This is a genomic window from Telluria sp. LT1R51-2 (assembly GCF_059685775.1).
Map to the genome: position 1 here is coordinate 255419 of NZ_JCASIM010000002.1, position 24028 is coordinate 279446.

The following is a 24028-nucleotide window of genomic DNA, read 5'->3' on the forward strand; positions in this document are numbered from 1 at the left end:
TTATTCGAGGAACCGACGTAAATTTCAATTTTTATGAGATTTCACGCTCCGTGAAAAATTAAATAAATTGAAAATCCGAAGCCATTAACTTGTGGCTGCGCGCAGCCCTAGAAGTGATCGAGCGAGAAAATGCGCCGGTGCTCACGGATCGCATAACGATCGGTCATGCCCGCGATATAGTCGGCGATCTTGCGCGCCTGCTTGTGCGGATCGCCCTGCACCTGGTAGTCGCCCGGCAGCAGCACGGGATCCGCCAAAAATGCATCGAACAACTCGCGCACGATGCGGCTGGCTTTCACGCGCATGCGGTTGACCTGGAAATGCCGGTACAGGTTCGCATACAAGAAGCGTTTCAGCGCCACGGTCTCGGCGCGCATCGCGTCCGAGAAGCGGATCAGCGGCGGCGCCGCGCGCACGTCGTCGATGGTCGCTGGCGCCGCCTCGGCGATCAGGCGCGCCGATGTCTCGACCAGGTCGGCCGTCATCGCGGTGATCATCAGGCGGATCGTCTCGTACAGCGCGCGCCGGCCCGGCAAGCCCGGATAGCGCGCCTCGACCTCCCGATGCAGTCGCGCGAACAATTCGACTTCTTCCATCTGCGCCATCGTGAGCAGGCCTGAACGCAGGCCGTCGTCGATGTCGTGGTTGTTGTACGCGATCTCGTCGGCCAGGTTGGTCAGCTGCGCTTCGAGGCTGGGCTGGCTGCGCTCGATGAAGCGTTGGCCCAGGTCACCCAGCTGGCGCGCGTTGTTCAGCGAGCAGTGCTTGAGGATGCCTTCGCGCGTCTCGAATGTCAGGTTCAGGCCATCGAATGCGCCGTAGTGTTCTTCGAGATGGTCGACCACACGCAGGCTTTGCAGGTTGTGCTCGAAGCCGCCGAAGTCCTTCATGCACTCGTTGAGCACATCCTGGCCTACGTGGCCGAACGGCGTGTGGCCAAGATCGTGCGCCAGCGCCGTGGCCTCGACCAGGTCTTCGTTCAGGCGCAGGCTGCGCGCCAGCGTGCGGCCGATCTGGGCCACCTCGATGCTGTGCGTCAGGCGCGTGCGAAACAGGTCGCCTTCGTGGTTGATGAAGACCTGCGTCTTGTACTCAAGGCGGCGAAACGCGGTCGAGTGGATGATGCGGTCGCGGTCGCGCTGGTACTCGCTGCGAGAACCGGGGCCCGGCTCGGCATGCGTGCGCCCGCGCGACTGCGCCGAATGCGCCGCATACGGGGCCAGGCCCGCGTCGAAGTCGCGCATCAGGCTACTCATCCGCTGCAGGCCGCGAGCGTCGAGCGCAGCACGTCCAGCGGCGCGGTCGTGATCGACGGGCTGCCCAGTGGCTTGAGCAGGATAAAGCGGATTTCACCGCCCTCGTTCTTCTTGTCGACTTCCATCAGCTCGATCCAGCGCGCTTCGCCAAGATCCGGCGCCACCGCCGGCAGGCCGGCGGCGCGCACCAGCGCGCGCACACGCTCCACGGCGGCCGGCTCGATCAGGCCCAGGCGCGCCGACATGTCAGCCGCCATCACCATGCCGCAGCCGACCGCTTCGCCGTGCAGCCAGGCGCCGTAGCCGAGGCCATTTTCGATCGCGTGACCGAAGGTATGACCGAAGTTGAGCACCGCGCGCAGGCCGCCTTCGCGCTCGTCCTTGCGCACGACGTCGGATTTGATTTCGCACGAGCGGGCGATCGCGTAGCCGATGGCGTGACGGTCGCGCGCGATCAGCGGCTCGATGTTCGCTTCGATCCAGTCGAAGAAATCGGCGTCGAGGATGGCGCCATGCTTGATCACTTCGGCCAGGCCCGCCGACAGCTCACGCGCCGGCAGCGTGTTGAGGGTGGCGGTATCGGCAATCACGGCGCGCGGCTGGTAAAACGCGCCGATCATGTTCTTGCCCAGCGGGTGGTTGATGCCGGTCTTGCCGCCCACCGACGAATCGACCTGCGCCAGGAGCGTGGTCGGGATCTGCACGAACGGCACGCCGCGCATGTAGCTCGATGCGGCAAAGCCGGTCAGGTCGCCGATCACGCCGCCGCCCAGCGCCACCAGCGTGGTCTTGCGGTCGCATTTGTGCTGCAGCAGCGCGTCGTAGACGAGGTTCAGCGACTGCCAGTTCTTGTGCTCTTCGCCATCCGGCAGAATAATTTCGAGCACGTCACGGCCCGCGGCGCGCAGGTGGCCCGCGACCTTGTCGAGGTACAGCGGGGCAACCGTGGTGTTGGTGACGATGGCCACCTTGTGGCCGCCGATGTGGCGCGCGAGCAGCGCGGCGTCGTCCAGCAAGCCGGCGCCGATCTCGATCGGGTAGCTGCGCTCGCCAAGTTCGACGTTGAGGGTGATGTGTGCCTGTTCGTTCATTGCTGTCCTTGCATGCTTGCGCGCGCGGGCATGTTCCTGCGCGGCCAGCTGGTCCAATATGGTTTGAACCATCGATTGTACGTTAGGCCTGCCGGTGTCGATGACGAGGTCGGCGATCTCGCGGTACAGCGGATCGCGTTCGGTCCAGAGTTGCTCGAGTTTGCCGCGCGGGTCGGCGGTCTGCAGCAGCGGGCGGTTCTTGTCGTGCGCGGTGCGCTGCAGGATGCTGCCGATCGACGCGCGCAGATAGATCACGGTGCCGCGCTCAGCCAGCAATGCGCGGCTGGCCGGATTGAGTACGGCGCCGCCGCCGGTGGCCAGTACCAGGCCCTGCTGCGCCGACAGGTCGCGGATCACATCGGCTTCGCGCCGGCGAAAGCAGGCTTCGCCCTCGATCTCGAAGATCCACGGAATGGTCGCGCCGGTGCGCGCTTCGATCTCGTGATCGGCGTCGACGAAGCGGCGATTGAGCTTGCGAGCAAGCAATCGACCGATCGTGGTCTTCCCTGCCCCCATCAGGCCAACAAGGAAGATATTGTTGTTCTTGGGATGTGGCACAACCAGACCCGTTGAGATGAAAAAGACGGCCAGTATAGACTGGCCGTCCCGGATTGCGGTCAAAAAGCGCGCGTCCCGCGAGGTGCGGACAGCGCGCGTACGCGGTCGATCAACCCGATTTGAAGTTGTACGGCGTCACCTTGCCACGTGGCGTCGTCACGCGCAGCGTGAAGCTGCCTGCTGCACATGCTGCATCAGGCAGCACCGTCGCAGTGTGGATGGTACCGCCCAGATCGTTGGTCGATCCAATGGTCGCCGGCAAGAACGACGACGTCGACAGCTTGACTGCATCGCTCGATGCCACGGTGGTGCCGAATGGCAAGGGGTTGCGGTTGGCGTCGTACAGGCGGAAACTCAGTTGCTGCGCACTGCAGCCTGCGCCGGCCACGCCATTGATTACCGCCGGGTCGCCATCTGTCGCGCGCCAGTCGCGGCAGGTGCCGTCGGTACCGCACAGCTGGCGCACGAGCGTGGCGACCGAGCCACTGAAGATGATCTCGCGCGAGGCGCGGATGTAGTTCAGGCCCCACTTGCCGTCCGGTGCGCTGCTGTAGCTGGTGCGGTTATACGGGAATGGCAGGTCGCCCTTGGCCGCATCGTAGGTGCCGTTCATGTCGGTATCGAGGAACGGATCGCCCATGTCGCCTTCCTGGTTGCTGCCGGCAGTCGGGAACGGCTCGCCGCCGCCCGGGCAGGTATCGACCAGTGGACGGTACGCGGTGGTCCCGGTGTAGCCGCTGCAGCTGTACTGGCCGTCACCATTGAGATCGACGAAGTTCTCGATACCCTGCAGGTACGCCAGCACCGTGACGCGGCCGTCAACCGGGCGGAAATTCTGGCTGCGCAGCGAGACTGTGCAACCACCGTTGGTGGTCAGACAGGCGCCCTGTGCCGAACTGCCCACCGCGCCGCCTTCGGTCACGAAGTTGACAGTGGAGCCGTCCGAGACCGGGTTGCCGTACTGGTCTGCCAGCAACACCGTAATCTCAGTGGTTTCGTTGTCGTAATCCTGGCCTTCGATATTGTACTTTGACGCACTCATCGACATCGACTTCTGGATCGGCAGGCCGGTGGAGATGGTCAGCGCATCGGACAGGCCGATGATTTTCATGCCATTGCGGCTTGCTTCGGCAGTCACGCGTACCGGGGTCGGAATCGTGCCCGACGAGACCATCGTCATGACGTTGCCGTTAGCGTCGGTGGTGGCGCGGCGCGGCGAGACCATCAGGCCGCCGGTATAGGTGGTGGCGGCGAAGTCGACGTCGACCCCGGCCAGACCCTTGTCGTTCTGATCAACCACGCGGAACGTCAGTTGCGCAGCCTCCGAACGCCCTTGTCCACCCGAGCCCTTGAGCACGATCGAGGTACCGGAGACGCTGCTGCCTGAGAACAGGATGCTGCCGATATTGGCCGGCGAGACCGCGACCTGGATGCTTTGCGTCGAATTGCCGATCGTGACCGTGATCGTGTCGTTCACGCGCAGGCAACCGTTATTCGTGTAAGTGGCCGTTTGCACGCCATTGGCAAAGGCACCGGCGACCAGCGTGGCGGTGCCGTCGCCGGAACACAGCGACGTCATGCTCAGACCTTCGACCGCGGTGGCCGGCTGGCCACCGCTGGTGACCGGGATGTTCAGCGAGAGCGTGCTGAAGGCTGGCAGGCTGGTGGTCGGCGGTTTTGCGAACGACAGGCTGCCCACGGTCAGCGGCGCCGCGCCCACCGACAGATTGACGCTGGCGGTGGCGGTCGTGCCGGCCACCACCGAGTTGGCGGTGATCGCGACTGCCCCTGCGGACGACGTGCTGGCCGGCTTGACGCTCACGGTGGCCACGCCATTCGCGTCCGTCAGTGCCGAGCCGGTTGCCGGGGTAAACACCACCAGCTCGCTCGTGGTGAACTGGACGATCGCGCCCGCGACCGGCTTGCCGGCGCTGTCGACCACGGTGGCCTTGATCGAGGCGCTCTGGCCGCCGGACAGCGACGTGATATTGGCGCCGCTGCCATCGGTCAGCGCCAGCGTGACTTTCGGAACCAGCGTGGTGCCGCCACCGGTGCCGGTGCCAGTACCAGTGCCGGTACCGCCGCCGCCGGTGCCACCGCCAACCGTGCCTGGCGAGCCGCCACCACCGCCACAGGCGGCAAGCGAGGCTGCCACGAGGGCGATTGCGGTCAGGCGGCCAAGGCTGGACCGGCTTGCAAGTGATGAAATGTGGTGCATGACGTGGGCTTCCCTTTTGTTCTATTTAAATGGTCGCGAACTGCACGCTGCTCAGCGTGCGCCCGCCACGTTGTCGTTCACGATCTTCGGGGTAATGAAGACCAGCAGTTCAGTCTTGCTGCTTTCACGTGCAGTGGTCTTGAACAGATAACCCAGCAGCGGCACGTCGCCCAGGAATGGCACCTTGCTTTCGTTGGTGCGCTCGGTCTGCTGGTAAATCCCGCCCAGCACCACGGTGCCGCCGTTTTCGACCATCACCTTGGTCTTGACGTGCTGGGTATTGATGGCAAAGCCCGCGCGGGTGTCTTCGCCCTTCGAATCCTTGCTCACGTCCACTTCGAGCACCACGTTGCCGTCCGGCGTGATCTGCGGCGTGACTTCCAGGCGCAGATTGGCCTTCTTGAATTCGATCGCGGTGGCGCCACTGCTGGTGGCGTTTTCGTAAGGCAGCTCGACGCCCTGCTCGATCAGCGCGACCTGCTTGTCTTCGGTGACCACGCGCGGACTCGAGATGATCTTGCCCTTGCCGTCTGCTTCCAGCGCCGACAGTTCCAGGTTCAGGAAGCGGTTGGCTGCCGACGAGAACAGCGAAAACGCCAGCGACGACGCCGGAATGCCGCCGATGCCGGCCGCCGGCAGGTTGACCATCGTCGTGTTGTTGAAGCTGTCGGCGCTGTTGGCCACCTGGCCGGTGGTCTGGCCCACGCCGACCAGGTTGCCGCCGATCGCGACGCGTTCGTTGCCATTGACCTGCCAGCCCGAATCGCCGCCGCGCATCGTGCGCATGTCGGCAAAGCCCAGCTTGGCGCCGAGGTTGCGCGAGAAGCCGTCATTCGCTTCCACCAGGCGCGCTTCGATCAGGACCTGCTTCGAGGCGACGTCGGTTTTCTGGATCAGCTTGCGGATGTCTTCGATCTTCGACGCGATATCGGTCACGAACAGCTGGTTGGTGCGCGGATCGATGATCGCGCTGCCGCGCCGGGACAGCACGCGGTTGCGGCCCGCGTCGCCGGCCGCGCCCGTACTGGCGCCGCCCTGGTCCAGGCCAAACACGTTGCGGAACGATTCGGCTTTCTGGTAATTGAGCTGGAAAATCTCCGAGCGCAGCGGCTCGAGTTCGGCGATCTGCGCGCGCTGCTCGAGTTCGAGCTTTTCCTTGGTCAGCAGTTCTTCCTTCGGCGCGATCCACAGCACGGTGCCATTCTTGCGCATGTCCAGGCCCTTGGCGGTCAGGATCACGTCCAGCGCCTGATCCCATGGCACGTCCTTCAGGCGCAGCGTCAGAAAGCCCGCCACCGAATCGCTGGCGATGATGTTCAGGCCCGAGATGTCGGCCACGGCCTGCAGCGCGGCGCGCACTTCGACGTTCTGGAAATCGAACGACAGTTTTTCGCCGCGGTAGCCCTGCGGGTTGTTGCTTGAGCCGGGGCTGTTGCGGTTCGGGTCTTCCACGACCGGGCGCACTTCGACCACCAGTTGCGAGTCGCTCTGGAACACCGACTGCTCCCAGGCACCCTGCGCCTCGATCGTCATGCGCACGTTGTCGCCCTGGGCGCTGGTGGCCACGCGCGTGACGGGCGTACCGAAATCAGTCACGTCCAGGCGGCGACGCAGCGATTCGGGCAGGCGCGCGCCGATGAAGTCGACCGTCACGCCGGTGCCAGTCTGGCGCACATCGACGGCGACCTGGTTGTTCGGCAGATCAACCACGACGCGCCCGGCGCCATTGGCGCCGCGCTTGAAGTCGAGGTCGCGCAGCTGCGGGCGCGCCGCCAGCGCCGACGCCACCGGTGCGGCCGGCGCTGCAACCGGCAGGCCGCTGGCATTGACCGCGCGCGCCACGCCGCCCGTGCCTTCGACGGTCACGATGATCGACTTGCCGTCGATCGCCGTCGCGTAGTTCAGCGCGCGCGCCAGGTTGACCACCATGCGGGTGCGCTCGCCGGCCTGCACCAGGTTCAGGCTGCGCACGTCGCCCAGGTTCAGCTCCTGCATGTTCTTGCCGGTGGCGTTCGCGGTGGCGCCGAAGTCAAGCGCGATGCGCGCCGGGTTGGTGATCGCAAAACCGATCGGCGCGCGGCTTGGCGCATCGCGCATGGTCACGTTGATGACCACGTTGCTGCCTTGCTGGTTGGCCGTGATCGATTCGATCGCATTGCCCTGGGCCAGGGCGGCGCCGGCGCACGTCAACAGCACGAGTGCGGTGGCAGCGCGCGCCAGCCAGGCCGGCACGGCGAAGCGAATCTGGACATTGGGGGTCATTTACTGCTCTCCTGGTTGTGCTGCAGCTCGATGTTGGCTAGTCGTTCCACCCAATCGCCGGTGGCGTCCTGCACCGATTCCCTGATTTCGATTGCCTCGTCACTCACGCGGGTGACGCGGCCATAGTTCTGTCCCATGCGCTGGCCGGGCCGGACGCGATACAACGACCGGTCGACCTGCACCAGCGCGTAGCTCACGCCGCCTTTTTTCATCGTGCCGACCATCCGCATCGTGTCGAGCGGGAAGAGCTCGAGCGGCTCTTTTGGCCGGGTCAGGTCAGGCTGGTTGGCGTTGGGGCTCACCTGCGCCATGCGCGCCAGTTCGCCCAGCAGCTTGGCCTGGTCGAACGGGTCGAGCACGCCACCCGGCAGGTAGGCGTGCGGCTGGAACGTTTTTGGTTCTGGCAGCGGCTTGACCTTCGAGACGGTGCGGCCCTCGACCTCTTTCATCCAGGCGCGGGTTTCGCCGACGCCGCCATCGCCGCAACCGGCCAGCAAGGCTGCCATGGCGAGCAGCGCAATCACGTGAGCTCGTATCATCACTTGCCTTTACCCTTGCCTTTGCCGGCTTTCTTCTCGGCCGCGCGCGCGGCGCGCTGGGCGATCAGTTCTTCCTGGTCGAGGTAGCGGAAGGTCTTGGCGATCGCTTCCATCTCGAGGTTGCCTTCCTTGACGCTCACCAGCGACAGGTTGTTGAGCGTGACGATGCGTGGCAGGTTTGCCATGTCGGCGGCAAACGCGCCCATGTCGTGGTACTGCCCGCTCACCTTGATACTGATCGGCAGCTCGGCGTAGTAGTCGCGCACCACTTCCTGGCCCGGCTTGAACAGCTCGAACTGCAGGCCGCGGCCCACGCCGGCCTGGTTGATGTCCGACAGCAGCGCGGCCATTTCCGACTTGCTCGGCAACTGCTTCTCGAGGCGCACCACGTACTGGTCGACCTGGGCCTTTTGCGCCTTGAGCGCTTCCAGATTGATCGCCTGCGCCATCTTGGTTTCGTACTCGCCGCGCAGCCGCACTTCTTCCAGCGCCAGCGTTTCCTGCTCGGCGAACTGGTCGCTCCAGTAGAAGTAGTAGCCCAGGCCGACGACCAGCGCCACCACGCCCGCCGCGCACAACAGGCGCGGCGCCAGCGGCCACTGGCCCGGCTGGCGGCCCTGCAGGTCTTCGAATTGCGCCGCGAGCTGGGCGAACTGCGCCTTGATATCGATGTTCATGATTTCTCCGGCGCGCCAGGCTTGGCGGTGGCGCCGTCTTCAGGCGCATCGCTGTTGCGGGCGCGCTTGATCGACACGGCCAGCGTAAATTCAACCACCTTGCGCGCGCTCTTGCTCTGGGTGACGGTGGCAGCGCGCACTTCGGTCAGGTCGGGCTTTTCCAGCCATGCCGACTGGCTCGACAGGTTGCGCAGCAGCTCGGCGACGCGCTCCTGCGACTGGGCGGTGCCGGTCAGGATCACGCGCTGGCCATCCTGCTTGACGGTCTTGAGGTGCACGCCGTCGGGCGTCTGGCGCACCAGTTCGTCGAGCAGATAGACCGGCTGGTTGCGGTCGCCCTGCAGATCCTCGACCGCCTGCTGGCGTGCCTGCAGGGCGGCGATTTCTTCCTTGAGCGTCGTGATCTCGCCGATTTTCTTGTCAAGATCGGCGCTGGCCTGCTTGAGCACCTCGTTGCGCTCGTTCTGGACCGAAATCTGGCTGGCGTTGTAGCCGCCCACCAGCAGCACGATGCCGGCGCCGACCAGGCCGCCAAGCGCCATCAGCGCCACGAACGCCGATTGCTTCTGTTTGCGTTTTGCCTCGCGGTGAGGCAACAGGTTAATGCGGATCATCAGCCAAACCTCCGCAACGCCAGGCCACACGCGACCAGGTAGGCCGGCGCTTCCTGACGCAGCTGGTGTTCACGCACGCCGGGGCCGAACGCCATATTGTCGAACGGTGAAGCCAGGCTGGTGGCGATGCGGGTGCGGCCGGTCACAATTTCCATGATGCCCGGCAGCAGCGCGCAGCCGCCGGCCAGGTAGATGCGGTCGATCCGGGTGTACGGCGTCGATGTATAGAAGAACTGGATCGCGCGCGTGACTTCCAGCGCTGCGTTTTCCAGAAATGGCGCGAGCAGGTCGGCGCGGTAGTTTTCCGGCAGGTCGCCTGCCTTCTTGCGCGTTTCGGCTTCTTCGAACGCCATGCCATAGGCGCGCACGATGTCCTGCGTGAGCGTGTTGCCGCCGAACGGCTGTTCGCGCTCGTAGACTGCTTCGCCGTTGAACAACACCGACACGTGGGTGGCCTGGGCGCCGATCTGGAACAGTGCCACGATCTGGTCGCGCATCAGGCCAGCAGCGTTTTCCAGCGCACTGCGCGCGGCGTAAGATTCGATGTCCATCACGGTGGCCAGCAGGCCGGCACCTTCGGCGATGGCGATGCGGTCCTCGACTTTTTCGCGACGGGCGGCGGCCAGCATCACTTCCATGTCGTCCGCCGAGTTGAGCGCCGGGCCGATCACGTCGAAGTCGAGGCTGACTTCATCGAGCGCGAACGGGATGTACTGGCTCGCTTCGGACTCGACCTGCACTTCGAGCTGGTCTTCCGACAAACCGGCCGGCAGGATGATTTTCTTGGTGATCACGGCCGCTGGCGGCATGCCCAGCGCGACGTGCTTGGCGCGCGTGCCGCTCTTTTTCCAGACCCGGCGCACGGCGTCGGCGACCTGGTCCATGTTTTCGATATTGCCATCGACCACGGCGCCGCGTGGCAGCGATTCGGTCGCGTAGCGCTCGAGACGCACGAGTCCCTTGCCGGCGTCGGCCAGCTCGACCAGGCGAACGCCGGACGTGCTGATATCGAGCCCGATCATTGGCGGACTCGACTTTCCAAACAAGGAACCCAGATTGATCACCAAAACACTCCTTGACACCGATTGGGACAGAATCTGGCTGTGGACGCCCTTGCAAGGGTCGTTGTCGTTAACCAAACACCTGTTATTTTCTTATAAAAATCCGATACTTACGTGAAAGCACCGTCTCGGATCGTAGCAATAAAGGATGATGCCGGACAAGATATTTCTACTTGGGAACATCAGAATGCGGGGCATGCGCACCACACTTTGCCGATTCATTGCCAGCTAAATATTGCTCTGTGGTTCGATTAAGGCTCGGCCAGTATCGGGTGCCAAACTGCTGTCTTATAATGAGGCGGATCAACAAAGCGAAAGTCAGCATGAAAGAGAAACAGGCAGCACCTTCTTCCTCCTCGAAGTTCAGCCCCAAGCGCCTGATCCTCATCGCATTCGCCAGCCTGTTCGGTCTGGGTGCGATCGGCGTACTCGTGCTCGTGTTTGCCCTGGCCATGGCGTACCCGAACCTGCCGGCGCTGGACACGATCACCGATTACCGGCCGAAGATGCCACTGCGGATCTTCACGGCCGATAACGTCCTGATCGGCGAATTCGGCGAAGAGCGCCGCACGCTGGTCCATTTCAAGGACATCCCGGATGTCATGAAAAAGGCCGTGCTGTCGATCGAAGACGACCGCTTCTATGAACACAGCGGCATCGATTACCTGGGCATCATGCGCGCGGCCGTGCGCAATGCCACCGGCGGCGCGCGCCAGGGTGCATCGACCATCACCCAGCAGGTAGCGCGCAACTTCTTCCTGTCGTCGGAGCAGACCTTCAAGCGCAAGGCATATGAAGCGATGCTGGCCTGGAAGATCGAGAAGAACCTGACCAAGGACCAGATTCTCGAGCTGTACATGAACCAGATTTACCTGGGCCAGCGCGCCTTCGGCTTCCAGTCGGCGGCCCAGATCTATTTCGGCAAGGACCTGCGCGACATCACCGTGGCCGAAGCGGCCATGCTGGCCGGCCTGCCAAAGGCGCCTTCTGCTTATAATCCTGTCGTCAATCCGACCCGCGCCAAAACGCGACAGCAGTACATCCTGGTGCGCATGCACCAGCTGGGCTATATCAGCGACGCCCAGTTCGCCCAGGCCAAGGTCGAGCCACTGAAAATCAAGACCGACAGCGCCGCCTTCGGCGTGCACGCCGAATACGTGGCCGAAATGGCGCGCCAGCTGGTGTATGAGCAGTTCAAGGAAGACACCTACACGCGTGGCCTGAACGTGTTTACGACCATCACCAAGGCTGACCAGGACGCTGCTTACCTGGCATTGCGCCGCGGTGTGATGGATTACGAACGCCGTCGCGCCTACCGTGGCCCGGAATCGTTCATCGACCTGCCATCGGGTAAAGCGGCGGCCGACGAAGCGATCGAAGCCGAGCTGGCCGAGCATCCGGACAGCGACAACATCATCGCCGCCGTCGTGCTGCAGGCGTCGAGCACGCAGGTTCAGGCTGCGATCGCCTCGGGCGAGACGATCACGCTGTCGGGCCCGGGCCTGGCGTTTGCCAAAGCCTGGCTGTCGGACAAGGCTGCGCCGAACCGGCGCGTGCGCCGCGGCGCCGTGGTCCGCGTGATGCAGGACGACGAATCGAAGTGGTTGATCACGCAGATGCCCGAAGTGGAATCGGCCTTTGTGGCGGCCAATACCGAAGACGGCGCGATCCGCGCGCTGGTGGGCGGCTTCGACTTCAACCGCAACAAGTTCAACCACGTGACGCAAGCCTGGCGCCAGCCCGGTTCGTCGTTCAAGCCGTTCATCTATTCGGCTTCGCTCGAGCGCGGCCTGTCACCCGCCACCATCATCAACGATGCGCCGATCAGTTTCGATGCCGGCCAGACCGGCGGCCAGGCGTGGGAACCGAAGAACTACGACAGCAAGTACGACGGCCCGATGACGATGCGGCGCGGTCTGCAGCAGTCGAAGAACATGATCTCGATCCGCATCCTGAACAAGATCGGCGCGCGCTATGGCCAGGAATACGCGGCCCGCTTTGGCTTTGATCCGGAGCGCAATCCGGCCTACCTGACGCTGGCACTGGGCGCAGGCGCGACCAATCCGCTGCAGATGGCCGGCGCCTACGCGGTGTTCGCCAACGGCGGCTACCGCGTCAGCCCGTACCTGATCTCGAAGGTCACCGACAGCGACGGTAAAGTGCTGTCCGAAGCGCGGCCGGCGCGTGCGGGCGACGAAGCGAACCGCGTGATCGATGCGCGTAACGCGTTCCTGATGGACAGCATGCTCAAGGACGTGGTCCGCCACGGCACTGCGGTCAAGGCGATGGCCCTGAAGCGCACCGACCTGGCCGGCAAGACCGGCACCACCAACGACTCGATCGACGCGTGGTTCGCTGGCTACCAGCCAAAGCTGGTGGGCATTGCCTGGATGGGCTACGACAAGCCGCGCAACCTGGGCGCGCGCGAGACCGGCGGCGGCCTGGCCCTGCCGATCTGGATCGGCTACATGCAAAAGGCGCTGAAAGACCAGCCGATGGTCGAACGCGAGGTGCCGGCCGGCCTGGTGCAGTACGGGTCCGAGTACTACTACGCCGAGACGCCGCCGGGCAGCGGCGTCGAAGCGCTCGACGTCGGCCAGCCGCCACCGGCGCAGCAACAGCAGGAACGCGACGCGGTGAGGAACGAGTTGTTCTGATTACCCGTGCATGAAACGACAAAGGCGGCCAATGGCCGCCTTTGTTGTATTGCGAGACAGCGTTACACCAGCGTGACCGGCGCTCCGCCCTGCTCGCTCGCATAGCGCCCGAGCGCCGCGAAGAACTCGCTGTCGTCGCGCGTGTTGCGCCATTCGTCGCCCACGCGCTTGTAGTGGTAGCCGCCCGAGCGCGCGGCCAGCCACATCTCTTGCAGCGGGGCCTGGCTGTTGATGATGATCTTGGTGCCGTTGTCGATGAACTCGATTTCGAGCACGTTGCCGCTGCGCTTGCACTCAACGTCGACGACATCCTCGTCGTTCAGGCGATCAAAGGCGGTCTCAATCCGTTTCAGGGTCAGGTCGGCCAGGTCCAAAAATTCGGTTTCGGTCATGCTACACTCCAAATCTGCTAATCAAACCTTGATTCTAATCGTGAAGTCCTCCCTCGCGCTTCCTTTCGGCGCTGCGCTGCTCGCCGCAGCCCTGGCCGGCTGCGGCCAGACCGGCCCGCTGTACATGCCCAACCCACCCGCCAGGCCCGTGCCGGTCGTCGTTGACCAGCCAGCCCAGCCCGTCCCGTCGAACAACGCGTCCACCCCGGCGCCGTACCGCTAACCGTCCGCTTCCACCTCAGTTTCCATATGCCCCACTTCTTGTACCAGGACGGCGTGCTGCACGCCGAAGGCGCTTCCCTGTCCGCCATCGCCGACGAATTCGGCACGCCGACCTATGTCTACTCAAAGGCCACGCTGCTCGAGAACTTCAACGCCTACCAGGATGCCTGCGCCGGGCGCGACGCGCTGGTCTGCTATGCAATGAAGGCCAACTCGAATCTCGCCGTGCTCGACCTGCTGGCGCGCCAGGGCGCGGGCTTCGACATCGTCTCGGGTGGCGAACTGCTGCGCGTGATCGCCGCCGGCGGCGACCCGGGCAAGACCATTTTCTCGGGCGTGGGCAAGACCGAGGCCGAGATGACGCTGGCCTTGGAAAAAGGCATCCTGTGCTTCAACGTGGAATCAATCCCCGAGCTGCACCGCCTGAACGCCGTGGCCGGCAAACTCGGCATGCGCGCGCCGGTATCGCTGCGCGTGAACCCGAACGTGGATGCCAAGACCCACCCGTACATCGCCACCGGCCTGAAGGCCAATAAATTCGGCGTCGCCTTCGACGAAGCACTCGACACCTACCGCGCAGCCGCCGCATTGGCGCACCTGGACGTGGTCGGCATCGACTGCCATATCGGCTCGCAGCTGCTGGACGACGCGCCGCTGCTCGAGGCGCTCGACAAGCTGATCGACCTGATCGACACGCTGCACGCCGAAGGCATCCACCTGCACCACCTGGACATCGGGGGCGGCATCGGCGTCGACTACGGCGTGGCGGGCGACGCGCCACCGGTGCCGGTGGGCGACTACCTGGCCCGCCTGTTCGCGCGCATCGACGCCTGGCGCGCAGCAAAGTATGACGGCCAGCCGCTCAAGGTGATCTTCGAGCCGGGCCGCTCGATCGTCGCCGAGGCCGGCGTGCTGCTCACGCGCGTTGAATACCTCAAACCTGGCGCCGAAAAGAACTTCTGCATCGTCGACGCCGCGATGAACGACATGATGCGCCCGACGCTGTACGGGGCCTGGATGGGCCTGCAGGCAGTGGCGCAGCGCGAGAGCGCCGCACTGATGTGGGATGTCGTGGGACCGATCTGCGAATCGGGCGACTGGCTGGCGCGCGAGCGCGAGCTGGCGCTGGAGCCAGGCGACCTGCTGGCTATGATGACGGCCGGCGCCTACGGCATGACGATGGCGTCGAACTACAACACGCGCGGCCGCGCAGCCGAAGTAATCGTCGACGGCGACACCATCCACCTGGTGCGCCGCCGCGAAACCCCAACCGAAACCTTCGCGCTCGAAACGCTCATCAAATAAAACAAGCCGGGGTCAGGTCTGACATTCGGACACGAGCTCGACGATCAAAGCCGGGGTCAGGTCTGACATTCAGACACGACCTCAGCTTTAGCCACTTCCAGTGGTTTCCTGCCCAGTAGTAGCATGGCGGGGTGCCAGCAGTTCCGACTGAAGACTGTCGAGGTCGTGTCCGAATGCCAGACCTGACCCCCGCTTTTGACCCCCGCTTTTGACTATGGTGCTCAGGCGCGCACGACTTGCTGCTTGCGCGTGAAGTGCCAGAACACCCGCAAACCGAGCAGCAGCGCAATGATCGATCCGAAGATGATCGGTCTGGCGAAATCGTTCTTGCCCTCTTTCATCCACCAGAAGTGCAGGATCGACAGCGGCGCGATCACGTAGATCAGGCGGTGCAGCCATTGCCAGCGCTTGCCGCCCAGGCGCTTGATCATCGCATTGGTCGAGGTTGCCGCCAGCGGGATGAGCAGCACGAAGGCGATGAAGCCCACCAGGATGAACGGGCGCTTGATGACGTCGGCCAGCATGGCGGGCACGTCGAAGAAATGGTCGAACCACAGGAATGCCGTGAAGTGCACGAGTGCATAGAAAAACATGAACAGGCCAATCATGCGGCGCAGCTTGACGAGCCAGTTCCAGCCCGTCAGACGCCGCAGCGGCGTTACTGCCAGCGTGATGCACAGGAAGTACAGCGCCCATTCACCGCTGCCCTTGGTGATCGCCGCCAGCGGATCCGAAAAACTGCCGCTGGCAGTGCCCCACACCAGGCGCGCGAAGGGGATCAAAGCCAGCACGAACACCAGCGCCTTGACCCATCCGACCTGTTTGCTGTTCAACCCTGCCATCAGAAATAACGCTTCAGATCCAGGCCGGTATACAGCGACGACACCTGGTCGTAGCCATTGAACATCAGGGTCTTGCGCTTTGGTGCGAACAGGCCCGATTCACCGATGCGGCGCTCGCTGGCCTGCGACCAGCGCGGGTGGTCCACGTTCGGATTCACGTTCGAGAAGAAGCCGTACTCGCGCGGCGCCATGTCGTTCCAGGCGGTCTTGGGCTGGCGTGAGAGCAGGCGGATACGCACCAGTGACTTGGCCGACTTGAAACCGTACTTCCATGGCACGACGAGGCGCACCGGCGCGCCGTTCTGGTTCGGCAGCACCTGGCCATACATGCCCATCGTGAGCATCGTCAGCGGGTGCATGGCTTCGTCGATGCGCAGGCCCTCGACGTACGGCCAATCCAGCACACCACTACGCAGGCCGGGCATCTGCCTGGCGTCGGCCAGCGTCGTGAATTCGACGAACTTGGCGTTGCCGGTCGGTTCCACCTGCTTGAGCAGGTTCGACAGCGAATAGCCGACCCATGGAATGACCATCGACCAGCCTTCGACGCAGCGCAGGCGGTACACGCGCTCCTCGAGCGGCGCGAGTTTCAGCAGGCTGTCGATATCGAGCGTGAGGGGCTTCTTGACCTCGCCCTCGATGCGCACGGTCCAGGGCCGGGTGCGCAGCGTGTGCGCGTTCTCGGCCGGATCGCCTTTGTCGAGGCCAAATTCGTAGAAGTTGTTGTAGCCGGCAGCGTCCTTGAACGGGGTCTGCTTTTCGTCGGTGGACAGCGCCACATTGGCGCGCGCCGCGAGCTTCTGGCCGGCGGTTTGTGCAAAGGCTTCGCGGTTGGCCATCTCCCAGACGCCGCTGCCGACGGCGGCCGTGGTGGCCATGCGGGTGATGAATTCACGCCGGCCGGTATAGATCTCTTGCGGCGTGATTTCGGAAGGGTACGGAAGATCGAGTCCGTTGGGATTGCGTTTGAAGAGCATGGCTGGCCTCGCGAGCTTGGGAAGCTTCACATTACACGAAGTTCCCTTAAGCTTGCGTTAGGCGGCCAACACTATCGGGTCAGCGCCCGGCCGTCTTTACAGCTCGCCGTACGAGTGCAGACCCGACAGGAACATGTTCACGCCCAGGAAGGCGAACGTGGTCACCAGCAAGCCGACCACTGCCCACCAGGCCGCGACACGGCCGCGCAGGCCCGTCATCAGGCGCATGTGCAGCCACGCCGCATAATTGAGCCACACGATCAGCGCCCAGGTCTCTTTCGGATCCCACGACCAGTAACCGCCCCACGCTTCAGCCGCCCACAGCGCGCCGAGGATGGTGGCGACGGTGAAGAAGGCGAAACCGACCGAGATCGACTTGTACATCACGTCGTCGAGTACCTCGAGCGAAGGCAGGCGGTCGACCAGCATGCCGTGCGACTTGAGCAGGTAGGCCGATGCGACCATCGCGGCCAGCGCAAAGGTGCCGTAGCCGATGAAGTTGGCCGGCACGTGGATTTTCATCCACCAGCTTTGCAGCGCCGGCACGAGCGGCTGGATCTGGGCGGCGTCGCGCGAGACGGTGTACCACAGCAGGAAGCCGACGGCGGCGCCAATGATCAGCATCACGAACGGGCCCAGCTGGCGCGTGGCGTAGTGTTCTTCGTAATACAGATGGAACAGCGCGGTGATGAGGGCGAACAGGATGAACACTTCGTACAGGTTCGACACCGGGATGTGGCCGACGTCCGGGCCGATCAGGTACGACTCGTACCAGCGCACCATCATGCCGACCGCGCCGATCACGACTGCGGCCCAGCACAGCGCCGCGCCCACGCCGCCGCCGAACTTGCCGCGGCTTAACAGGCCAACCCAGTAGAACACGGTCGAGAACACGAACAGCGCGCTCATCCACAGGATGGCCGACTGGCTCGACAGCATGTACTTCAGGAAGAATTTTTGCTCGGCAGCGGCGAGGTTGCCGTCGTACAGCGCAATCGCGCCCAGCGACAGCACAGCCACCAGTGGCAGCAGCCAGCGCATCGGTTTCCAGTACCAGCCCAGCACGGCAAACACGGGCGCCGTGCAGACCAGAATCACCTCTTCATAGATGTCCATGAAGTGGCCGTACCGGTTCAGCGCGAACAGCGCCGCGGCGCACAGGGCAAGCGCGTACAGCCAGTCGGCCGGCCCCAGGCGGCGGAAATAGCCCGGCGCTTCCTGGTATTGATCGGTCGGGCGCGCCGGGGCGCCAGTCTTGGGTTGTGACAGTTCCATTGTTTTCTCCAGGCCCGCGCAGCTTACGCCGGTTGTGGCAGCTTTACAGACAAGTCTTCGTACTCACGCTCGAAATCGAGCGTCTTGCGTTGCGTGCTCATGGCCATCAGCGCCTCGGCGCCAGCCTCCGGGTTACCGGGCACGTCGCGCACCCAGATCCAGACGCGCCGCTCGCGAATGTAGAACATCGCGAACACGCCCAGCACGAGCAGGACACAGCCGAAGTAGACCACGTTCTTGCCCGGCGAGCGCGTCAATTGCAGCACCGAGGCCTTCACTTCGGTGAAATCGTCGAGCTGCAGATACACCGGTGCGCCGTACAGATAACTGTCCGACAACGCATTGGTAGCCAGTTGCAGGAAGCGGCCATTGGCGTCCGTGGGCGCAGCCGCGGCATCGCCGTGCTTTTCACGCGCCACTTGCCACAGCTCCCACAGCGTGCCGTTGAGCATCTTCATGAAGATGCCGGCTGCTTTTTCCTGTTCGGCCTGCGTAATCTTTTCCAGGAACTGGGCCACACCGACAAAGCCGCCGCGACCGTCGCCGCCGGCAAAGATGCCGAGCGTGCGCGCGGCCGACTCCTGCAACTGGCCAGCCAGGGCGCTTCCCGGATTGCCGCCCAGTGCCCGCGCGGCATAGCGGCGGGCCGCCACCGCGCGTGCTTCGGGATCGGCCAGCGCCGCGCGCAGACGCATCCAGTCGCCCACGCCAAAGCGTTCGTCCACGGGAATGCGCAGGAAGCTGAAACTTTCCGACGGGTTCGCGCGCACACCGGCCAGATAGACTTGCGCGCCATCCAGCAGCATCGGCTGCATGTAGTTCATGAATTCGCGCGCCTGGCCACTGGCGTCGCGCAACTTGTATTGCACGCTGGGGCCGACGTTCTTGAGGTCTTTCGTGGCGTCCGGATTGGCAGCCGCGCCGGAGGCCTTGCCCAGCGTGGCGGCGAACTGTTCGTTGAACGTTTTGCCCTTGCTCACCGCGCGCACGTCATTGCCCTGGCTGATGTTTTCGACGTTGAACGGGCGGAAACCCGACCACTCGACCGCATAGGTATCGCCGCCGATTTTGAGTTCGGTGGCGCTGTTGACTTCGCCTTCGATCGGGAAACTGGCGCTGGCGGCGCCGTTCATCGGATACCCCGTCAGCCGCAGTTTGCTGCCGCCATCGTCAAAGCTCGACTGGTAGACGGCGATGCCCTTGTAGATCAGCGGGTGATTGACCTTGATGGTCGACTCGAACGTGTGGCCGTTTTCCAGATCGCGCACGACCACGTCGCTGGCAAACAGTTTCGGCATGCCGGTCGAATAGAACTCGATATGAAATTTCTTGAGCTGCAGCGAGAACGGCAGCTCCTGCACCAGCACGCCCGTCGGCTGGTTCAGGATCGCCGTGCGGCTAGCCTGCCCTTCGGCAATGGCGGTATTGCCACGGAAGGTCGGGTTGCCCGTGCCCAGGCGGTGCTGGGCGGGAATGTCCGCGATCGCGCCGCTGCCGGTGAATGGCGTCTTGTTGAAGATCCATTGTTGGATGCGCACCGGCAGGTCCGAATCGAGCGTGCCGCCCACCAGGATCACGATGATCGACGAGTGCGCGAAGATGTAGCCGAACTTGTTGCCCGCGCCTTTCTTGGCCGTGACCAGCGTGCCGCCATCCTTCTCGACAATCTTGGTGGCGTAGCCGGCGTGGCGCAGGCGCAGTGCGCTCTGCTCGGCCAGCGCGCTTTTCGACAGCGGCGCCTGCCATTCGAGCTTGTGGTGGAAGTTGCGCAGCGAATCGAAGCGCACGTTTTCGCGCCAGCTGCGCATGTCGCGCATCATTTTCGGCGCATTGCGGATCAGGCACAGGCCGGTGGACATGACCAGCACCACCAGGATCACGAGGAACCACCAGCTGGAATACACGCTGTACAGGCCGAACTTGTTGAAAATCTCGAACCAGAACGGGCCGAACTGGTTGACGTAATTCGACATCGGCTCGGCCTGCTTGAGGACGGTGCCGATGATCGACGAGATGGAGATGATGGTGAGAAGACTGATCGCAAACCGCATCGATGAGATCAGTTCGACCGCCTCGGCCAGACCACGGCGGCGGGTGTTCAGTGTAATTCCGGTGGTGCTCATGCTTTACAACTTTCTTCCTGCGCGGCGGGTAGCCGCTTGCAGGAAGGGGGTCAGCCCGTTGCTGCCGCCCTTCCTGCGTTCAATGTTGCTTATGCGAGATCGTGGAGTCTCTTAGCGCAAGCCGGCGATATAGTCGGCCACCGCGCGCATTTCAGCCGTCGACATGCGCTGCGAGAGCGTGGTCATTTGCGGGCTGTTGGCGCGGGTGCCGCTCTTGAATGCTTCGAGCTGGGCGGTCGTGTAATCCTGGTGCTGGCCTGCAAGGCGCGGATATTGGGCGGGGATGCCGCTGGCGTTGGCGCCATGACAGCTGGCACAGGCCGCGACGCCCCGCTCGGCGATGCCACCGCGATAGATCTTGCGACCCAGTTCAACGATGTTCTTGTTCTTGGCCGCGCCCGGCTTATGCACCTGCGCCGCCAGCCAGGCCGCGATGTCCTTCTTTTCGGCGTCGGTGAGCATCTTGGCGTAGGTCGTCATGATCGGCTGCTGGCGGTTCGGGGTCGTGAAATCGACCAGTTGCTTGTGCGTGTAGCTGGCGAACTGGCCCGACAGCTTGGGATTGGCAACGATGGACGAATTGCCCGCCGCACCGTGGCATGAGACGCAGGCCGGCAGGCCGCGCGCCGGGTCGCCCGCATCGTACAGCGCGCCACCCCGGGCCGGATCGGCCTTGGCTGCAGGCGCTGCAGCGGGCGCAGCTGCTGTCGCCGCCGGGAGTCCCCCGAAAACAGTTAGTGTGACCAACAGTGTTTTGAGCAGGGGGGACGACAAGCGGTTCATACTAGCACCTTGAAAAAGTCAATAATTGAAGGTTCAGTGCAGCGCCCTTGATTGCTGGGGCCAAGGGGCTGGCAGGCAGCAATCAACCCCTTATTGTACAATAGCTTTGTTTCTCCAACGCCATTTCGTAGTCCTCTTATACCTTCTCCCCAATGTCCAGATTATGGCAAGCCCGGTTCTTTACGACCGTGAATCAGTTGCGCGACCTTCCCGACACCAATGTGCCGGAAATCGCCTTCGCCGGGCGCTCCAACGCCGGCAAATCCACAGCGATCAATATCCTCACGAACCAGAAGGGTCTTGCGTTCGCGTCGAAGACGCCAGGTCGCACGCAGCACATCAATTATTTCTCGATCGGCGGCGCCCATGTGGGCCAACACCGCAAGGATGCGGTCCGGGTCGATGAAATCGAAGCGCTGCTGGTCGACTTGCCGGGCTACGGCTACGCCGAAGTGTCGGGCACGGCCAAGCTGCACTGGCAAAAGCTGCTGGGCGACTATGTCCAGCGCCGCGACCAGCTCGCTGCGCTCATCCTGATCATGGATTCGCGCCGTCCGTTCACCGACCTGGACGTCCAGATGCTCGAATGGTTCGCCCCCACCGGCAAGCCAATCCACTGCATCCTGACCAAGGCCGATAAGCTCAACCGCAACGAATCGACCAATGCCCTGCGCGAAGCGCGCGGCGTGCTCGAAAGCTACGTCGATGAAGATGGCGTGGGCTTCCCGTTCACGGTGCAGCTGTTCTCGGCGCTCAAGCGCATCGGCATCGAAGAAGCCGATGCCAAGATCCTGGCGCTGGCAGGGCTGGATGGCGTCGCCGGCGAGTACGAGGGTGAAGAAGAACAAGAGCACGACGAACATGGCGCGCCGTCGGCGGACGACGATCAAACCTCCGCCTGATCCTGCAAGGAGCCATTCGATGAGCATCATCACTTCCGCCTATCCGGCGGCCCGGCCGCGCCGCATGCGCCGCGACCCGTTCTCCCGCGCCATGATGCGCGAGAACACGATTACCGCATCTGACCTGATCTATCCCGTGTTCGTTCTGGAAGGCCAGAACGTGCGCCAGGAAGTCGGCTCGATGCCGGGCGTGGCCCGCGTCTCGCTCGACCTGTTGCTGAAGGTGGCCGAAGAATGCGTCGCGCTCGGGATTCCCGCGCTGGCGCTGTTCCCGCTGGTCGACCAGTCGGTGAAAACCTATGACGGCGTCGAAGCAACCAACCCGGATGGGCTGGTGCCGCGCGTGGTCCGCGAGCTCAAGCGCAACTTCCCCGAGCTGGGCATCATCACCGACATCGCGCTCGACCCGTACACGACCCACGGCCAGGACGGCCTGCCGGACGAGAACGGCTATATCGTCAATGAAAAGACGATCGAGATGCTGGTCAAGCAAGCACTCACGCACGCCGATGCCGGCGTGGACATCGTCGCACCGTCGGACATGATGGACGGGCGCATTGGCGCGATCCGCACCGCGTTCGAGGCGCAGGGCCATATCCACACGCGCATCATGGCGTACTCGGCCAAGTATGCGTCGGCGTTCTACGGACCGTTCCGCGATGCGGTCGGCTCGTCGGCCAATCTCGGCAAGGCCGACAAGAACACCTACCAGATGGATCCGGCCAACAGCGACGAAGCGCTGCGCGAAGTGGCGCTGGACCTGGCCGAAGGCGCCGACATGGTGATGGTGAAACCAGGCATGCCGTACCTGGACATCGTGCGCCGCGTGAAGGATGAGTTCAGGGTGCCGACGTTTGCCTACCAGGTCAGCGGCGAATACGCGATGCTCAAGGCCGCCGCGCTCAATGGCTGGCTGGACCATGACAAGGTCATGATGGAATCGATGATGGCGTTCAAGCGCGCCGGCGCCGATGGGGTGCTGACGTACTTCGCGCTGGATATTGCCCGGAAATTGAAGGCCGGTTAAACACCCGCACACCCAACAAAAAACCGTGCCATGGCACGGTTTTTTTACGGCACAGCTGGGGTCAGGTCTGACATTCGGACACGAACTCAGCCTTTTCCACATCGAACAGTGACTTGTCCAGTATCGGCATGGCCCAGTGCCCGCTAGTCCTGACCACCAGACTGTCGAGGCCGTGTCCGAATGTCAGACCTGACCCCGGCTTTTCTCGAATTCCCACTGCCCGACTGTCGAGGTCGTGTCCGAATGTCAGACCTGACCCCGGCTTTTTTTTGCACATTCATCAGCCTCCCGGTGGCGGGCGGTATTCCGGGAACATTTCTTTGTACAGGAACTCGGTCAGGCGCGCTTCGTCTGCCGGGCGGGCGCTGAGCTTGACCACGCGGCCAAGGCGGTGCGAATCCCATTCGAAGTCACCGGTCTTTTCCTTGCGGATCAGCTCGATCATTTTCTTGATGACGGCCGTTTCGATGTCGCGTGCGCTGCCCTGCTCCACTGTTACCGCCGTCAGCCAGCGCCGCTTGAAGCTCGGGTTCCAGCCGCGGAACTTCAGGTCCATCGTGTTGAACGTCTTGTTCGACACCGAGAAGATGCCGCCCGACTCGTTGCTGTCGTCGCGGCCCCGGCCGTTGATCGCGGCGATGTTGGCCAGCGCGTTGCGGTTGCCGCGGACGGCGTCGCTTTCCGGCGTTTCCACTTCGCTGCCGGTTGGTGCGCCGCGACGCTCGCGCTGGGCTTTGACGTAGGCGGCCATGTCCATGTCAGGCGGGACCTCGGTCTTGGGCTGTGGCGGCTGCGGTGGTGGCGGTGTGCGCTCGACCGGCTTTTCGTCAGGAATCGTGATCGTGTCGGGCAGGCGCTGGACGAACACGCGCTCCGGTTGCTTCGGACGCGGCGTTTCACGCCGGGGCGTCGGCTTCGGTGCCGGCTTGGGCTTTTGCTCGCGCTGCGCCTTGGTCGGCTGCTGCAGCGGCTGGACGAAGAACACGTCAGTTTCGCGCTCGGACGCCGGACGCGCGGTCTTTTGCTCTTTTTCGGGCGGCTTGAAGATGAAGATCGCCAGCAGCAGCAAGTGCAGCGCGATCGTGCCGATCAGGCCACCGCGCTTGGAGCCCTCGCGCTCGTATTGCGGGCCCGGGCGTACCAGTGGCTGTCCGCAGTGGGAGCAAACTTCGCTGTCCTGATCGTAGGAGTGGGGATGGTCACGCAAGGTAGATCGGTATCCTGGAAGCGACGTCTAAAAAAACAGC

At 63.7% G+C, this 24028-nt stretch carries 20 protein-coding genes; 5 read left to right on the plus strand and 15 right to left on the minus strand.

From position 1 onward, the window contains the following. Positions 1–107: 107 nt before the first annotated feature. From AC56LH_RS19330 to AC56LH_RS19365, 8 genes are all read right to left on the minus strand, one after another. The gene (locus AC56LH_RS19330; protein ID WP_499648907.1) at positions 108–1244 is read right to left on the minus strand and encodes a deoxyguanosinetriphosphate triphosphohydrolase; all 1137 of its coding nucleotides are present in this window, start codon (positions 1242–1244) and stop codon (positions 108–110) included. Positions 1245–1252: 8 nt separating this feature from the next. Next, on the minus strand, positions 1253–2863 hold the full coding sequence (gene aroKB / locus AC56LH_RS19335; RefSeq protein WP_499649805.1) for a bifunctional shikimate kinase/3-dehydroquinate synthase AroKB: 1611 nt from the start codon (positions 2861–2863) through the stop codon (positions 1253–1255). 151 nt (positions 2864–3014) lie between these two features. Then, complete coding sequence (locus tag AC56LH_RS19340) at positions 3015–5123, minus strand: Ig-like domain-containing protein (RefSeq protein WP_499648909.1); 2109 nt, start codon at positions 5121–5123, stop codon at positions 3015–3017. Between the two features lie 51 nt (positions 5124–5174). Further along, positions 5175–7385 (minus strand): type IV pilus secretin PilQ, encoded by a 2211-nt coding sequence (locus tag AC56LH_RS19345; protein WP_499648911.1) that lies wholly within the window; start codon positions 7383–7385, stop codon positions 5175–5177. Beyond that, entirely contained in the window at positions 7382–7909 is a 528-nt protein-coding gene (locus AC56LH_RS19350; protein WP_499648912.1) for a pilus assembly protein PilP, read from the minus strand. Before AC56LH_RS19350 ends, AC56LH_RS19345 begins: the two co-directional genes overlap by 4 nt. 14 nt (positions 7910–7923) lie before the next feature. Beyond that, positions 7924–8601 (minus strand): type IV pilus inner membrane component PilO, encoded by a 678-nt coding sequence (locus AC56LH_RS19355; RefSeq protein WP_482897038.1) that lies wholly within the window; start codon positions 8599–8601, stop codon positions 7924–7926. Beyond that, positions 8598–9215, minus strand: coding sequence for a PilN domain-containing protein (locus tag AC56LH_RS19360; RefSeq protein ID WP_499648914.1), 618 nt, complete (start codon positions 9213–9215; stop codon positions 8598–8600). Before AC56LH_RS19360 ends, AC56LH_RS19355 begins: the two co-directional genes overlap by 4 nt. Continuing rightward, positions 9215–10237 (minus strand): pilus assembly protein PilM, encoded by a 1023-nt coding sequence (locus AC56LH_RS19365; protein WP_499648916.1) that lies wholly within the window; start codon positions 10235–10237, stop codon positions 9215–9217. The genes AC56LH_RS19360 and AC56LH_RS19365 overlap by 1 nt, the downstream gene beginning before the upstream one ends. Before the next feature lie 362 nt (positions 10238–10599). On the opposite strand from AC56LH_RS19365, the gene AC56LH_RS19370 reads away from it, so the two are divergent. After that, positions 10600–12933 carry a penicillin-binding protein 1A gene (locus AC56LH_RS19370; protein WP_499648918.1) on the plus strand — a complete coding sequence of 778 codons (2334 nt, stop codon included), beginning with the start codon at positions 10600–10602 and terminating at the stop codon, positions 12931–12933. A gap of 62 nt (positions 12934–12995) precedes the next feature. Here the strand turns inward: AC56LH_RS19370 and cyaY are convergent, their stop codons facing one another. Next, a complete protein-coding gene (cyaY, locus tag AC56LH_RS19375; protein WP_482897034.1) occupies positions 12996–13325 on the minus strand; it encodes an iron donor protein CyaY in 330 nt (109 codons plus the stop codon). Between the two features lie 40 nt (positions 13326–13365). Here cyaY and lptM point away from each other — a divergent pair, with 40 nt between their 5' ends. Further along, positions 13366–13548, plus strand: coding sequence for an LPS translocon maturation chaperone LptM (lptM, locus tag AC56LH_RS19380; RefSeq protein WP_499648920.1), 183 nt, complete (start codon positions 13366–13368; stop codon positions 13546–13548). A gap of 26 nt (positions 13549–13574) precedes the next feature. Next, complete coding sequence (lysA, locus tag AC56LH_RS19385; protein ID WP_499648921.1) at positions 13575–14852, plus strand: diaminopimelate decarboxylase; 1278 nt, start codon at positions 13575–13577, stop codon at positions 14850–14852. Between the two features lie 221 nt (positions 14853–15073). Here the strand turns inward: lysA and msrQ are convergent, their stop codons facing one another. The 5 genes from msrQ to AC56LH_RS19410 form a co-directional block, all read right to left on the minus strand. Next, positions 15074–15694, minus strand: coding sequence for a protein-methionine-sulfoxide reductase heme-binding subunit MsrQ (gene msrQ / locus AC56LH_RS19390; protein ID WP_499648923.1), 621 nt, complete (start codon positions 15692–15694; stop codon positions 15074–15076). Continuing rightward, entirely contained in the window at positions 15694–16671 is a 978-nt protein-coding gene (msrP, locus tag AC56LH_RS19395; protein ID WP_499648924.1) for a protein-methionine-sulfoxide reductase catalytic subunit MsrP, read from the minus strand. The genes msrQ and msrP overlap by 1 nt, the downstream gene beginning before the upstream one ends. 96 nt (positions 16672–16767) lie before the next feature. After that, complete coding sequence (gene ccsB, locus AC56LH_RS19400; RefSeq protein WP_258837185.1) at positions 16768–17946, minus strand: c-type cytochrome biogenesis protein CcsB; 1179 nt, start codon at positions 17944–17946, stop codon at positions 16768–16770. Between the two features lie 23 nt (positions 17947–17969). Then, entirely contained in the window at positions 17970–20069 is a 2100-nt protein-coding gene (locus AC56LH_RS19405; RefSeq protein WP_499648926.1) for a cytochrome c biogenesis protein ResB, read from the minus strand. 111 nt (positions 20070–20180) lie between these two features. Beyond that, on the minus strand, positions 20181–20852 hold the full coding sequence (locus tag AC56LH_RS19410; protein ID WP_499648928.1) for a c-type cytochrome: 672 nt from the start codon (positions 20850–20852) through the stop codon (positions 20181–20183). Between the two features lie 152 nt (positions 20853–21004). Here AC56LH_RS19410 and yihA point away from each other — a divergent pair, with 152 nt between their 5' ends. Together yihA and hemB are read left to right on the plus strand one after the other, a co-directional pair. After that, positions 21005–21754, plus strand: coding sequence for a ribosome biogenesis GTP-binding protein YihA/YsxC (yihA, locus tag AC56LH_RS19415; protein ID WP_499648930.1), 750 nt, complete (start codon positions 21005–21007; stop codon positions 21752–21754). 19 nt (positions 21755–21773) lie between these two features. Further along, positions 21774–22781, plus strand: a complete 1008-nt coding sequence (gene hemB / locus AC56LH_RS19420; RefSeq protein ID WP_183554206.1) for a porphobilinogen synthase — start codon at positions 21774–21776, stop codon at positions 22779–22781. Positions 22782–23061: 280 nt separating this feature from the next. Here the strand turns inward: hemB and AC56LH_RS19425 are convergent, their stop codons facing one another. Continuing rightward, positions 23062–23988, minus strand: a complete 927-nt coding sequence (locus AC56LH_RS19425) for a hypothetical protein (protein ID WP_499648932.1) — start codon at positions 23986–23988, stop codon at positions 23062–23064. Between the last annotated feature and the right edge of the window lie 40 nt (positions 23989–24028).